13 protein-coding genes are annotated in these 13,900 nt (G+C 70.3%); 10 read left to right on the top strand and 3 right to left on the bottom strand.

Translation table 11 applies throughout. The features are described 5' to 3' along the window. Positions 1 to 248 precede the first annotated feature (248 nt). Positions 249 to 1,430: an MFS transporter gene (locus O3I_RS05040; protein WP_014981813.1), complete on the bottom strand. Its 1,182-nt coding sequence runs from the start codon at positions 1,428 to 1,430 to the stop codon at positions 249 to 251. Between the two features lie 138 nt (positions 1,431 to 1,568). Here O3I_RS05040 and O3I_RS05045 point away from each other — a divergent pair, with 138 nt between their 5' ends. Continuing rightward, complete coding sequence (locus O3I_RS05045; RefSeq protein WP_014981814.1) at positions 1,569 to 2,060, top strand: MarR family winged helix-turn-helix transcriptional regulator; 492 nt, start codon at positions 1,569 to 1,571, stop codon at positions 2,058 to 2,060. Between the two features lie 89 nt (positions 2,061 to 2,149). Here the strand turns inward: O3I_RS05045 and O3I_RS05050 are convergent, their stop codons facing one another. Beyond that, positions 2,150 to 2,581 carry a cupredoxin domain-containing protein gene (locus tag O3I_RS05050; protein ID WP_141691985.1) on the bottom strand — a complete coding sequence of 144 codons (432 nt, stop codon included), beginning with the start codon at positions 2,579 to 2,581 and terminating at the stop codon, positions 2,150 to 2,152. 75 nt (positions 2,582 to 2,656) lie between these two features. Here O3I_RS05050 and O3I_RS05055 point away from each other — a divergent pair, with 75 nt between their 5' ends. From O3I_RS05055 to tsaD, 7 genes are all read left to right on the top strand, one after another. After that, a complete protein-coding gene (locus O3I_RS05055; protein ID WP_014981816.1) occupies positions 2,657 to 4,105 on the top strand; it encodes an NAD(P)H-hydrate dehydratase in 1,449 nt (482 codons plus the stop codon). Between the two features lie 205 nt (positions 4,106 to 4,310). Further along, on the top strand, positions 4,311 to 5,450 hold the full coding sequence (alr, locus tag O3I_RS05060) for an alanine racemase (RefSeq protein WP_051066485.1): 1,140 nt from the start codon (positions 4,311 to 4,313) through the stop codon (positions 5,448 to 5,450). After that, on the top strand, positions 5,447 to 6,526 hold the full coding sequence (locus O3I_RS05065) for an alpha/beta hydrolase (RefSeq protein ID WP_014981818.1): 1,080 nt from the start codon (positions 5,447 to 5,449) through the stop codon (positions 6,524 to 6,526). The genes alr and O3I_RS05065 overlap by 4 nt, the downstream gene beginning before the upstream one ends. Further along, the gene (tsaE, locus tag O3I_RS05070) at positions 6,519 to 6,965 is read left to right on the top strand and encodes a tRNA (adenosine(37)-N6)-threonylcarbamoyltransferase complex ATPase subunit type 1 TsaE (protein ID WP_014981819.1); all 447 of its coding nucleotides are present in this window, start codon (positions 6,519 to 6,521) and stop codon (positions 6,963 to 6,965) included. The genes O3I_RS05065 and tsaE overlap by 8 nt, the downstream gene beginning before the upstream one ends. A 55-nt stretch (positions 6,966 to 7,020) precedes the next feature. Continuing rightward, positions 7,021 to 7,701, top strand: a complete 681-nt coding sequence (gene tsaB, locus O3I_RS05075) for a tRNA (adenosine(37)-N6)-threonylcarbamoyltransferase complex dimerization subunit type 1 TsaB (RefSeq protein ID WP_014981820.1) — start codon at positions 7,021 to 7,023, stop codon at positions 7,699 to 7,701. Positions 7,702 to 7,706: 5 nt separating this feature from the next. Further along, a complete protein-coding gene (gene rimI, locus O3I_RS05080; protein ID WP_086006262.1) occupies positions 7,707 to 8,201 on the top strand; it encodes a ribosomal protein S18-alanine N-acetyltransferase in 495 nt (164 codons plus the stop codon). Continuing rightward, positions 8,198 to 9,241, top strand: coding sequence for a tRNA (adenosine(37)-N6)-threonylcarbamoyltransferase complex transferase subunit TsaD (gene tsaD, locus O3I_RS05085; RefSeq protein ID WP_014981822.1), 1,044 nt, complete (start codon positions 8,198 to 8,200; stop codon positions 9,239 to 9,241). The genes rimI and tsaD overlap by 4 nt, the downstream gene beginning before the upstream one ends. A 191-nt stretch (positions 9,242 to 9,432) precedes the next feature. On the opposite strand, the gene O3I_RS05090 is transcribed toward tsaD, so the two are convergent. Beyond that, positions 9,433 to 10,989, bottom strand: a complete 1,557-nt coding sequence (locus O3I_RS05090; protein ID WP_041563398.1) for an Hsp70 family protein — start codon at positions 10,987 to 10,989, stop codon at positions 9,433 to 9,435. Between the two features lie 831 nt (positions 10,990 to 11,820). Here O3I_RS05090 and groES point away from each other — a divergent pair. Next, positions 11,821 to 12,120, top strand: a complete 300-nt coding sequence (gene groES / locus O3I_RS05095; RefSeq protein WP_014981824.1) for a co-chaperone GroES — start codon at positions 11,821 to 11,823, stop codon at positions 12,118 to 12,120. Between the two features lie 131 nt (positions 12,121 to 12,251). Beyond that, the gene (gene groL / locus O3I_RS05100; protein WP_014981825.1) at positions 12,252 to 13,862 is read left to right on the top strand and encodes a chaperonin GroEL; all 1,611 of its coding nucleotides are present in this window, start codon (positions 12,252 to 12,254) and stop codon (positions 13,860 to 13,862) included. The last annotated feature ends 38 nt before the right edge of the window (positions 13,863 to 13,900 follow it).

Here is a 13,900-nt window from a genome sequence, read left to right on the forward strand (position 1 = left end):
AGCCCGAAGCCCGAAGTCGCGACTGACCTCGAGGAACGGGTGGCCGGCCATGCGCGGATCCGCCTCGGTGACCGCCGCGCTCACACGTGTGTGGCTGCGTAGCAACGCCTTTCGCCGAGAGGGCGTAAATCCGGCGGTCTCGGTGACCGCCGCGCCCGCACGTGTGTGGCTGCGCAGCAACACCTTTCGCTGAGACGACGCGAATCCGGCGGTGACCGCGGGTCGCCGCCGGACCGGTCGCATGGGACTCAGTTCGCCGGCACCAGCGCGGGGGCCGGTTCGGTAGCGGCCCGGCGTTCGAGGGCACCCGACCAGACGGCCAGGCCGAGCGCGGTGACCACCAGCGCGACCCCGACCCAGTTGGGCGCGGTGTAGCCGAAGCCCGCGGCGATGACCAGTCCGCCGAGCCACGCGGAGACGGCATTGCCGAGGTTGAACGCGCCGATGTTGACCGCCGACGCCAAGGTCGGTGCGCCCGAAGCCTGGTCGAGGACGCGCTTCTGCAGCGGCGGCACGGTGGCGAAGCCGAGCGCGCCGATCAGCACGATGGTGATCGCGGCCGTGACCTTGTTGTGCGCGGTGAGGGTGAACAGCGCGAGCGCCACCGCGAGTCCGCCCAGCGTGAGGTAGAGCATCGGCATCAGGTGCCGGTCCGCGAATTTGCCGCCGATCAGGTTGCCCGCGGAGAAGCCGAGGCCGAACAGCACGAGTAGCCAGGTGACCGAGCTGTCCGCGAAACCGGTGACCTCGGTCATCATCGGGGCCAGGTAGGTGATCGCCGCGAAGACGCCGCCGAACCCGAGCACCGTCATGGCCATCGCGAGCAGCACCTGCGGATTGCGGAACACGGCGAGCTCGGTGCGCAGCCGGGCGTCCGGCGGCGCGGGCTGTTCCGGGACCAGCAAGGCGACGCCGAGCAGCCCGATGAGTCCGACCAGCGCGACGATCAGGAAGGTGAGCCGCCAACCGAACTGCTGGCCGAGCAGGGTGCCGACGGGCACGCCGACCATGGTGGCCACGGTGAGGCCGGTGAACATGATCGCGATGGCGCCCGCGCGTTTGTCGGGGCGGACCACGCTGCCCGCGACCACCGCGCCGATGCCGAAGAACGCGCCGTGTGCCAGCGAGGCGACGATCCGGCCGGTCAACATGAGTCCGAAAGTCGGTGCGACGGCGGACAATACGTTGCCCGCGACCAGGAGCAGCAGCATGCCGAGGAGCATGCGCTTACGCGAGACGCGGGTGCCGAGCCCGGTCATCAGCGGCGCGCCGGCCACCACGCCGAGCGCGTATCCGGTGACCAGCAGGCCCGCGGTGGGGATGGACACCGCGTAGGTGTCCGCGATGTCGGGCAGTAGCCCGACGACCACGAATTCGGTGGTGCCGATTCCGAAGGCCCCGAGGGTCAGGGCGAGGAGTGCGAGCGGCATGGGCGAGAGCCTCCACATGAGATTGCGCTTGAGCCTTACGGGCGTCAACAATAATTGCAAGCGCGTGATAATTGCAAGCGCGGGCTATTGCGGACGTCATCTATCCTGGAAGGACACTCCCTACGCGGAAGGACGATCATGACCGCGGATGCCGCCCTGACCGGCTTGGCCGATGGCTGGTACGCACTGTCGCTGCTGCACGACCGGATCGAGGCGCACATCGAACGCGCGCTGCAATCCGGCCACGACCTGAGCGTCCGCGAGTACTCGCTGCTTGTGGTGTTGAGCAGGCAGCACGACGGTCCCGGCGGTCACCTACGGATGAACCAGGTCGCCGAGGCGGTGGTGCTGAGCCAGAGCGCGACGACCCGGCTGGTCACCCGGCTGGAAGACCGCGGTCTGCTCCAGCGGTACCTGTGCCCCGACGACCGCCGCGGCATCTACACCGACGTGACCCCGCCCGGCCTCGCGCTGCTCGACCGGGCGCGCCCGACCCACGACGACGCGCTGGCCGGCGCGCTCGGCCAAGCGGCGGCGGACCCGGAGCTGGCACCGCTGGTGGCCGCGGTCGAAGCGCTCAACACGGCGTCGGCTCGTAGTCCGCGCACCCGGGCCTACCGGCCGGTCTGAGGCGCGTCTGTTCCGCTCGCCGCCGACGAAACCCGGCGTCGAGCGGGACTGCGCCTATTGCGCTGGGGTGGCGCGATATTCGGGGTGCTCTACTGCACAGTGACAGTGCCGCGCATTTCCGGGTGCAGGGAGCAGAGATAGCGGTAGGTCCCCGGCGCGGTGAAGGTGTAGCTCCAGTCGCCCTTGTCGATGATCGGGCTGTTGAGGCCCATCGCCTTGTCGCCGATGCCCTGCACGGTGTGCGGGGCCTTGTCGGTGAAATGCCAGGTGACGGTGTCGCCGACCTTGACGGTCACCTCGCCGGGCGCGAATTTCATGTCGCGCACATCGATGGTGACGGCGGCGGGTTTCGTATCGCCCGCGGGCTGGGTGGTGGTGGTCACCGGCTGCGCCGGTCGCTTCGTGGTCGTCGCGGCGGGGCCCGAATCGCCACCGCCGCAGCCCGCCACAAGTACCGCGGTCAGCACCGCCACTCCGGTGGCGACCTGCGTGGACCGTGCGCGACGCGTGACCATTGGCATGATGGCCAAGCGTAGTCTGCTGACGTTGCGGGTCCGCGCGGCAGCCGTACCGAACAACCCAGTGGAGGATCGCTCATGTCCACGCAGCGGGGCTATTTCACCGCAGACGAAGTGCGCGCGGCGGAGGCCGAGTTGTTCACGCGCGTCCCGGACGGCGTGCCCATGCAGCGCGCGGCATACGGGCTGGCCACCGTCGTCGCGCGGGAGTTGCGGGCGCGCACCGGCGGGGTCGCGGGTCGCGCGGTGACCTTGCTCGTCGGCTCCGGCGACAACGGCGGCGACGCGCTGTGGGCCGGATCGATGCTGCGCCGGCGCGGTGTCGAAGTGACGGCGGTGCTGCTGAATCCGGCTCGAGCGCACGCGAAAGGTCTTGCGGCACTGCGAAAGGTCGGTGGGCGGGTGCGCGCGGAGATCGGCGGCCCCGACCTGGTGGTCGACGGCATCGTCGGTATCTCCGGCCGCGGGTCGTTGCGCCCCGATGCCGCGGAACTGGTTGCGGGCCTGCGGGTTCCGATCGTCGCCGCGGACCTGCCGAGCGGCGTCGACCCGGATACCGGCGCGGTCACCGGCCCCGCCGTCCGCGCCGACGTCACGGTGGCGTTCGGCGCGTACAAGCCGGTGCATGTCCTGGCCGCCCCGTACTGCGGGCGAACGGAGCTGGTACCCATCGGTTTACGACTACCCGGGCCGAATCTGGCCGCGCTGACACCCGGTTCGATCGGTGCGGACTGGCCGGTACCGGCGGCGACCGACGACAAATACACCCAGGGGGTGACCGGCATCTGCGCGGGCAGCGCGAGCTATCCGGGCGCGGCGGTGCTGTGCACGGGCGCTGCGGTCGCGGCGACCTCGGGCATGGTCCGCTATGCCGGCACCGGCGCCGCGGAGGTGCTCGCGAAGTTCCCCGAAGTCATTGCCACCCAGCAGGTCTCGGAAGTCGGCCGGGTGCAGTCGTGGGTGTTCGGCCCCGGCGCGGGCACCGACGCCGACGCGCGCAATCGTCTCGTCGAGATCCTCGCCACCGAGCTGCCGGTCGTCGTCGACGCCGACGGTCTGACCATGCTCGCCGCCGAACCCGGGCTGGTGCGGGCCCGCACCGCGCCGACGGTATTGACCCCGCACGCAGGCGAATTCGCGCGCCTCACCGGGCGCGACATCGGGCCCGACCGGGTCGGCGCGGTCCGTTCGCTCGCCGACGACTTGCAGGTCACCGTCCTGTTGAAGGGCCGCGCCACCCTCGTGGCCACCCCGGGCGCGCCGGTCCTGGTCAACGAGGCGGGTGCGTCCTGGGCCGCGACCGCGGGCGCCGGTGACGTGCTGTCCGGCGTTCTCGGTGCGCTGCTCGCCGCCGGCCGCGATCCTGCCTGGTCGGCGGCCGCCGCCGCCCGGGTGCACGCGTTGGCGGCCAACCTCGCTGCCCAGGAGGGGCACTCGGCTGGTGCGCCGATCTCCGCGACACCCCTACTCGAGCACATCCGTCCGGCGATCGGCACCTTGCGCGCCTTCGCCGACCGCGTCGTCTGACCCGCGCGCACCGTCGTGATAGACCGTGCTGCGCGCTGTGCCCCGGAACACCTCCGCGCCCACCGACTCCACCAGGACATTCCCGGTCGATAGACTCTGGCGGAACACCGGTGACAAATTTCGCCGAGCGTATGGGTAATTCGCCGGCACGGTCTGACGGCACGGCCGAGGTCACCGCCGGTCGCCGCGCCACCCGAGGCGGCACCTGAACTCCCGGAGAGGCGGAACAGTGCAAGTGGAGACGGTTGTCGATCTCGACGCCATCGCGCACAACGTGCGGATCCTGCGCGAACTCGCGGGCGACGCCGCCGTGATGGCGGTCGTCAAGGCCGACGGTTACAACCACGGCGCGGTCGAGGTCGGCAAGGCGGCGCTGGCCGCAGGAGCCGCCGAGCTAGGCGTCACCACGATCGCCGAGGCCGTCCGATTGCGCGAGGCGGGTATCACCGCGCCTATTCTGAGCTGGCTCAACAACTCCGCCGCCGACTACGCCGCGGCGATCGGCGCGGATATCGAGATCGGGGTGTCCTCGCTCGATCATCTGCGCGCGGTGGCCGCCGCGACCGAGCAGACCGGCCGGACGGCGACGGTCTCGCTCAAGGTCGACACCGGCCTCAACCGCAACGGGCTGTCGCCGGTCGAATATCCGCAAGCCCTCGCGGAATTGCGGACGCTGGTCGACGCGCAGGCGATGCGGTTCCGGGCGCTCTTCTCCCACCTCGCGAACGCCGACGAGCCCGCGCATCCGGTCAACGACATGCAGCGCGACCGCTTCCTGGAGGCGATCGCCGTCGCCAAGGAACACGGCCTGGAACCGGAACTGGTGCACCTGGCGAACTCGCCCGCCACGCTGACCCGCCCCGACCTCGCGTTCGACATGGTCCGCCCGGGCATCGCGATGTACGGGCACAGTCCCGTCGCCGAGGACTTCGGGCTGCGCCCGGCCATGACCTTCCAGGCCCGGGTCGCGCTGGTCAAGCAGGTCGCGGCGGGCGAGGGCGTCTCGTACGGGCACACCTGGTACGCGCCGCGCGACACCACGGTGGCGCTGATCCCGGTGGGCTATGCCGACGGCGTATTCCGGCCGCTCAGTGGACGTTTCGAGGTGTGGCTGGGCGGTGCGCGCAGGCCGAACGTCGGCCGGGTCTGCATGGACCAGTTCGTGGTCGACCTCGGCGACAACGCCGCGAATGTCCGGGAGGGCGATATGGCCGTCCTGTTCGGCGGCGGTCCGGGCGAACCGCGCGCACAGGAGTGGGCGGATCTGCTCGGCACCATTCACTACGAGGTGGTGTGTTCGCCGCGCGGCCGGTCGGTTCGCCGCTATGTAGGCGGTGGCCGGTGAGCAGACGGCGGGTCACCGCGGTCCGCGGCGGTCTGGCGACCGCGGGCGTGGTCGCCGCGCTGGCCGGGGCGCACGCCCTGCGCCGCGCCGGCGCCCGGGTGCTCTGGCCCGCCCGCCGTGACGAGTATCGCGACGAGAACTTCGCGCTCATCGACGAGGATCGCGCGGGCAGCGTGCACACCGAGGACGGTGTGCGCTTGGCCACCCGCGCATGCGGTCCCGCGGACGCGCCGGTCACGGTGATCTTCGTGCACGGCTTCTGCAACACCATGGAGTCCTTCCACTTTCAACGCCGTGACCTCGAAAAGCGCTGGGGCGCACGGGCTCGGCTGGTGCTGTTCGATCTGCGCGGGCACGGCCGGTCCGGCACCTCGGCGACCGAGCGCTGCACCGTCTCCCAGCTCGGCCGCGACCTCGCCGCCGTGATCACGGACGCCGCACCGGCCGGTCCGGTGGTGCTGGTGGGTCATTCGCTGGGCGGGATGTCGGTGCTGGCGGCCGCGGCGCAGTTCCCGGAGTTGTTCGCCGAGCGCGTGCGGGGGATCGCCTTGCTGTCCACGGCGGCGGCCGAGGTCACCGCGGCCGGAATCACCCAGCTGCTGCGCAATCCCGCCATCGACGGCTTCCGGATGGCCGTGGCGGTCGCGCCCGCGCTGGTGCAGGCGGGCCGGACCACCGCGCGGCACGTGATCACGCCGATCCTGCATGTCAGCTCGTTCCACGGACCGGTGAGCCCGACACTGTCCCGGTTCACCACGATGATGATCGACGACACCCCGGTCGAGACCATCGTGAAATTCCTCAAAGCCATCGAACTGCACGACGAGTCGGCCGCGCTGCCTGCGCTGGCACAGGTGCCGGTGCTGATCATCGGCGGCTCGCACGATCTGGTGATCCCGTTTCGCAACTCACGCGCGCTCGCCCGAGAGTTGAAAGCCAGTGAGCTGATTCATCTGCGGGAGGCCGCGCACATGGCGCATCTGCAATTCCCGGACATCGTCAACGACGCGCTCGATCGATTGCTGGTGCGCGCCGGCGTGCTCGAACCGCACCCGTCGGAGGTGACCAGTGGCTGATCGTCAGCAACGCACACTGCCCACGGTGGCGGACACCGAAGCACTCGGCCGGGAACTGGCCGCCGGGCTCGGCGCCGGCGACCTGGTCGTGCTGGACGGGCCGCTCGGCGCGGGCAAGACGGCACTGACCCGCGGCATCGCGGCGGGGCTCGGGGTGCAGGGCCGGGTGAGTTCGCCCACCTTCATCATCGCCCGGCAGCATCGGGCAGGTGCGCAGGTAGGAGCGGTGCCGCTGGTGCACGTGGACGCCTACCGGCTCGGCGGCGATCTCGACGAGCTGGACGCGCTGGACCTCGACACCGATCTGCACCAGGCGGTGGTCGTGGTGGAGTGGGGCCGGGGCGTCGTGGAGCACCTGACCGACCGGCATCTGCGGGTGCAGCTCTCGCGCGAACCGGATTCGGACGTGCGCACCGCCGAATGGGAATGGGTGGATTAACCACCTGGTAGCTCCGCACCGGCGGCAGCTACCACCCGGTATCGTTGGGTCAATCATGCTGGTATTAAGTGTCGACACCGCGACACCCGCCGTGACCGCGGGATTGGTGGAACTGGAGCAGGCAGCACCGATCCAGACGCGCACGGTCGCCTCCCGTGTGCGGGTCGATCCGCGTGCGCATGCCGAGGTGCTCACGCCGCAGATTCTCGAATGTCTCACCGAGGCAGGCCGTTCCAGGACCGATCTCGCCGCGGTCGTGGTCGGTGTCGGCCCCGGCCCGTTCACCGGACTGCGGGTCGGCATGGCGACCGCCGCCGCCTTCGGTGACGCGCTCGGGCTGCCGGTCTACGGGGTGTGCAGTCTCGACGCCATCGCCGCCGACGCGGCGGCGGACCTCACCCCCGAGAGCGAACTGCTCGTCGTCACCGACGCGCGCCGCCGTGAGGTCTACTGGGCGCGCTACCGCGACGGCGTGCGCGTCGCGGGGCCGGAGGTGGCCAAGCCCGGCGAGGTCGATCTCGCACAGGCCACCGTGATCGCCGGATCCGCCTCGCACGTCGACTTCTTCGACCTGCCGGTGCTGCCGGTGGAGACGCCGTCACCGGCCGGCCTGGCCACCGTCGCCGCTGGGGCGGTGCTCGCGCGCGCGGTGCCCGACCCGCTCGTGCCGCTGTATCTGCGCAGGCCCGACGCCGTCGAGAAGAGCTACCGCACCCTCGACCGGACGGGAGCGTGAGATCGGTGGACATCCGGATCGAACCGATGGCCGGCACGGACATCGACCGCTGCGTCGAACTGGAACAGCTGCTGTTCCCGGAGGACGACCCCTGGCACGCGGTCGCGTTCCAGTCGGAACTGGCTGCCGCACACAATCGCTACATCACCGCGCGCGACGCCGACGGGCGAATGGTCGGCTACGCCGGCATCGCACTGCTCGGTGACGACCGACACCCCGAAGCCGAGGTACACACCATCGGCGTCGACCCGAGCTACCTGCGCGCCGGCATCGGCACCCGGCTGCTGGAGGCGCTGCTCGACGAGGCAGGCAAACGCGGCGGGCCGGTGTTCCTCGAGGTGCGCACCGACAACGATCCCGCGATCGCCTTGTACGCCAAGCACGGATTCCACATCATCGGCCTGCGCAAGAACTACTACCACCCCAGCGGCGCCGACGCCTACACCATGCGCAGGCCCGCGCTGAGCGCCCTGCCCCTGCCGGACGAGGTGCTCTCGTGATCATCATGGGCATCGAAAGCTCCTGCGACGAAACCGGAGTCGGCATCGTGCGCCGGCACGCCGACGGCAGCTGCGAGCTGCTCGCCGACGAGGTCGCCTCCAGCGTCGATCAGCACGCCCGCTTCGGCGGTGTGGTGCCCGAGATCGCGTCCCGTGCGCACCTGGAAGCGATCGTCCCCGCCATGCGCCGGGCGCTCGCCGCGGCCGGTATCGCCAAGCCCGACGCGCTGGCCGTGACCATCGGCCCCGGGCTGGCAGGCGCGTTGCTCGTCGGCGTCGCGGCGGCGAAAGCCTATGCGGCGGCGTGGGATGTGCCGTTCTACGCGTTGAACCACCTCGGTGGACACGTCGCGGTGGACACGCTGGAGCACGGTCCGATGCCGCCGTGCGTCGCGCTGCTCGTGTCCGGCGGGCACACCCACCTGCTGCACGTCACCGATCTGGCCGAACCCATCGTCGAACTGGGCAGCACCGTCGACGATGCCGCGGGCGAGGCGTTCGACAAGGTCGCGCGGCTGCTCGGGCTCGGCTTTCCCGGCGGCCCGGCACTGGACGCCGCTGCCGCACAGGGTGATCCGGGCGCGATCGCCTTCCCGCGCGGCATGACCGGGCCCCGGGACGCCCGATACGACTTCTCCTTCTCCGGCCTGAAAACCGCCGTCGCCCGCTACGTCGAGGCAGCGCAACGCAGCGGCCTGACCGCCGCCGACCTGCCCATCCCGAATATCGCCGCGTCGTTCCAGGAAGCGGTCGCCGACGTGCTCACCATGAAAGCGGTCCGTGCCGCCCAGGACGTCGGCGTCGATACCCTCGTCCTCGGCGGCGGCGCCACCGCCAATTCCCGGATCCGCTCGATGGCCGAAGAACGGTGCGCCGCCGCCGGATTGACCCTCCGCGTACCCAAACCCCGCCTGTGCACCGACAACGGCGTGATGATCGCCGCCCTCGGCGCCCACGTGATCGCCGGCGGCGCACCCCCCTCCGCCCTCACCGTAGCCACCGACCCCGGCCTCCCGGTCTCAGTAAGCCGCGTCCCCTAACCCCGCACCCCTTCTGTCTTCCCGCACCCGCTGTGGCCTGCCGTAGCGAGTGCGAAGCCGCAGAAGTGGTGCGTGAGTTCAGAAGTAGTGCGCCTTTCGAATCCGCGCGGTGCCCTCGCCGCAGGCCGTGGCGGCGGATGCCGTCCTGGTTGGGGCGAAACTTCCGGGCCCGCACCCAGGGCGAACCCTGTTCAGTCCGAGTGGCCCGGCTGCTCGGTTCCACCGACGTGTGCGGAGCCGGAGTTCGAGCGGGGGATGATCGGGAGTTGGGATTGGGCGGGGGCTTGGCGTTGGCCGGTGGGCGGGACCTGGGTCGGGGTGGGGGCGGCTCCGGGCTTGGGCTTGTCCGGGCCCGAGGAACCGCCCGGGGGCGTGGTGGGGTTGCCGAACAGCGGGCCGAGTAGTTCGGGGAACGGGATGACCGGGAGGTTCGGGTCCGGCCGCAGGGTGGGCGGGCTGGGCGGCGGGGCGGAGGACGGTGCCGGCGTGCTCGACGGCTGCCCGCGGTCTTGGGTGATCGAGGGCAGGTTGCCGTCGCTCGGCCGGTTGGTGCTCTCCTGGGTACGCCCGCTGGTGGCGGTGCCCGCACCGGTCGGCGGGACGACGCTCACCGGCGCGGGCGGCAGCTGGGACGCGCTGCTGGTAGTGCCCGCGGGGGAGACCTCGTCGTCGGAGGTGGGCGCGAACGTCTTCACGCCGTAGCCGATGATCAGCCCGACCACCACGATCGCACCGGCGAGCGTGCCGACCACCTTGGTGAACGTGCCGACCGGCGCGTCGCTACCGAGCGCGGCCAGCGGGATCACCGACGGCTGGACCGAATCGGCAACCAGCGCGGCGCCTTTCGCGATCACGGCATCGGGATCTTCCACGGTGAACACCGGCACGTCGAGCCGGCGGGCGAGGGTGTCCACGACGGCGGGGATATTGGCGCCGCCGCCGATCACGGCCACCGCCTCGGGGAACTTGGGCGCCCGGGCGAACACCGCGGCCGCGAAGACGGCGGTCTCGCGGAGCAGGTCGGCGATGAGCTCTTCGAAATCGGCCCTGGTCAGCTTGAGCGGCTGCCCGGCGACATGATCGATGGTGACGGCGGGCGCGATGGACAGATGTTCCTTGGCCGCGCGGCCGCGGTTGGTCAGCATGCCGCGGTTGGGGCGGGTGCCGCGCCGCGCGTAGTGCAGGTCGACCAAATGGTGGTAGATCAGATCATCGATGGCGTTGCCGCTGATCGCGGCGGTGCGCTCGGAGCGGAGCACGGTGCCGTCGGCCTGGTCGGCCACGGTGACGGTGAGCCCGCTCGCGCCGAGGTCGATGATGGCGACCGTCTCGTAGCGGTCGAGCAATCCGGTGTGCCGGAGGTAGGTGAGTGCCGCGGTGCCCTCGGGCACCAGGCGCAGTTCGCGCTGTTTGCCGGTGGCCGAGCGGATCGCCTGCGCCTGCTCTTTGGTCCGGTAGGCGACGGCGACGCTGGTGGGCGGCCTGCTGGTCGGCGATTCGAGGTTGCGCGGGCTCGCGCCGGCGAACCGGGCGCCGACGGGGTAGTCCACGTCGTGGGCCAGCTGGGTGGTCGGCAGCTGGGTGGTCATCAACTCGATCGAGGAGGCGACCAGGTCGCCGAGATCGGAATGCGCCGCGTCGGCGGAGACGACGCGGTAGTCGAAGCTCTGTGCCCCGTTCGAGGCGGTGGCGACCAGTGCCGAGCACACGACCTCGGACCCGGCGGAGATGCCGAGGGATGTTCGCATGTTCATTCACCTCCCTTCGAGCGGATGGTCATGTGCGGCTGGGGTATTCGCTCTCGTAAGCAACTCGTTGTCGCCGACCATCTCGTTGGACTGCCGAATCGTCGTGGTCGACGCACGGTTCGGACTCCGAAATCCGGTCGGTCCCGTTGTCCGGTGGGGTCGCGGGGACCGGGGGTGGATCACGTGTGGCTAGCTCTCTGGTGCAGCTCTCGATGAGACGTAGTTCTGGTGACGCTGGGTGTTCCCCGGTGCCGGGTGGTTCGCGGGCTCCGGGGCGTCGGTGCCGTGGAACTGCTCGGTGCCGCTGAACTGTTCGGTGCCGCTGAGGTATTCGGTGAAGCCGAGTGCCGTGACGACGTGCCTGCTGTTGACGACCCCTGGTCTCCGACGGCACTGGTTCGGGACGAACACAGTGGTCGGACAGCGACCGTCGTCAATAGTGTCACAATCCGTTATCCGAACGTTACAGTTTTCCGGATCTATTTGGAACCCCCGCGAGCGTGCGTTGGGCGTGTCGCGACCGCCTGGGCTGCACGGCGATCCGAAATTGGCACCGCCCGGCCTTGAGCGCTGGCACTCTCATGTATAGAGTGCTAGTCGGCACTGTGTGACGTGCCCGGCCGGACTTCCATCCGCTCGGTGCTCTGTGCTTGTGCCAGGCAGTTTCGACTACTGGGCAGGGGTCCCGGCACCCGCGACGACGGGGCTGTGCGCAGGGTCGGCTACCGCTTGCGACTGTTTGCAGGTCGCTCGAAAGAACCTGTGACCGATACAGATACCGATGGTCCGGAACAACAGTTCCGGTAATCCCCTGAAAGTGGAGGGCTCAACGTGGCGAGCGTGAACATCAAGCCGCTCGAGGACAAGATCCTCGTCCAGGCCAACGAGGCCGAGACGACGACGGCCTCCGGCCTGGTCATCCCCGACACGGCGAAGGAAAAGCCGCAGGAGGGCACCGTCATCGCCGTCGGCGAAGGCCGCGTCACCGACAAGGGTGACCGCATCCCGGTCGACGTCAAGGAAGGTGACACCGTCATCTACAGCAAGTACGGCGGCACCGAAATCAAGTACCAGGGCGAGGAGTACCTCATCCTGTCGGCGCGCGACGTGCTGGCCGTCGTCACCAAGTGACCGCGCTCCGCGCGGTGGTGACGGTCCGCTGCCACCCGACCGCCCGGATCTAGTCGTGCCACTGCCCCGGTTCCGCTGAGCGGGGCCGGGGCAGTGGCATCTCAAGCCCTGGAATCCAAGGAATAGGACTTATGGCAAAGCAGATCGAGTTCGACGAGCAAGCTCGCCGGGCTCTGGAACGCGGTGTCGACAAGCTCGCCGACGCCGTCAAGGTCACCCTCGGCCCGCGTGGCCGCCACGTCGTGCTCGCGAAGGCCTTCGGCGGCCCCACCGTGACCAACGACGGTGTCACCATCGCGCGCGAGATCGACCTCGAGGACCCGTTCGAGAACCTCGGCGCGCAGCTGGTCAAGAGCGTCGCCACCAAGACCAACGATGTGGCGGGCGACGGCACCACCACCGCCACCGTGCTGGCCCAGGCGCTGGTCCGGGCCGGCCTGAAGAACGTTGCCGCGGGCGCGAATCCGATCTCGCTCGGCGCGGGCATCGCCAAGGCCGCTGACGCGGTCGCCGCGGCGCTGCTGGCCGCGGCCACCCCGGTGTCCGGCGAGAAGGCGATCGCGCAGGTCGCCACGGTCTCCTCGCGGGACGAGGAGATCGGCGAGATGGTCGGCAAGGCGCTGACCGTCGTCGGCAAGGACGGCGTCGTCACCGTCGAGGAGTCCTCGACGCTGCAGACCGAGCTCGTCGTCACCGAGGGCGTGCAGTTCGACAAGGGCTACCTGTCGCCGTACTTCGTCACCGACATCGATGCCCAGCAGGCCGTGCTGGAGGACGCCTACATCCTGCTGCACCGGGAGAAGGTCAGCTCGCTGCCCGACTTCCTGCCGCTGCTGGAGAAGATCGCCGAATCCGGCAAGCCGGTGCTGATCATCGCCGAGGACGTCGAGGGCGAGGCGCTGTCCACCCTGGTGGTCAACTCGATCCGCAAGACGATCAAGGCCGTGGCGGTGAAGGCGCCCTTCTTCGGTGACCGGCGCAAGGCGTTCCTGGACGACCTGGCCGTGGTCACCGCGGGCACCGTGATCAACCCGGACCTGGGCATCACGCTGCGCGAGGCCGGCCTCGACGTGCTGGGCAAGGCGCGCCGCGTCGTCGTCAGCAAGGACGACACCACCATCATCGATGGTGCGGGTACCGCCGAGGACATTTCGGCCCGCAGCGCGCAGCTGCGGCGCGAGATCGAGGCCACCGACTCCGACTGGGATCGCGAGAAGCTCGAGGAGCGGCTGGCCAAGCTGTCCGGCGGCGTCGCGGTGATCAAGGTCGGCGCGGCCACCGAGACGGCGCTCAAGGAGCGCAAGTACCGGGTCGAGGACGCGGTCAGCGCGGCCAAGGCGGCGGTCGAGGAGGGCATCGTGCCCGGCGGCGGCTCCGCGCTGGTGCAGGCGGCGGCCAAGCTCGGCGACCTGCGCGACTCGCTGTCCGGCGACGAGGCGGTCGGCGTCGAGGTGGTGCGGACCGCGCTGTCGGCCCCGCTGTTCTGGATCGCCACCAACGCGGGCGTGGACGGCGCCGTGGTGGTCAGCAAGGTCGCCGAGGGCAAGGACGGCTTCAACGCCGCCACCCTCACCTACGGCGACCTGGTCACCGACGGTGTCGTCGACCCGGTGAAGGTGACCCGCTCGGCCGTCGTGAACGCGGCGTCGGTGGCGCGCATGATCCTGACCACCGAGAGCGCGGTCGTGGACAAGCCTGCCGAAGAGGCGCCGGAGCACAGCCACCACGGGCACAGCCACTGAGCTGACCCTGGCGCAGCACCAGAGAAGGCCCTCGGACA

It is taken from the genome of Nocardia brasiliensis ATCC 700358 (assembly GCF_000250675.2).
Classification (GTDB): Bacteria; Actinomycetota; Actinomycetes; order Mycobacteriales; family Mycobacteriaceae; genus Nocardia; species Nocardia brasiliensis_B.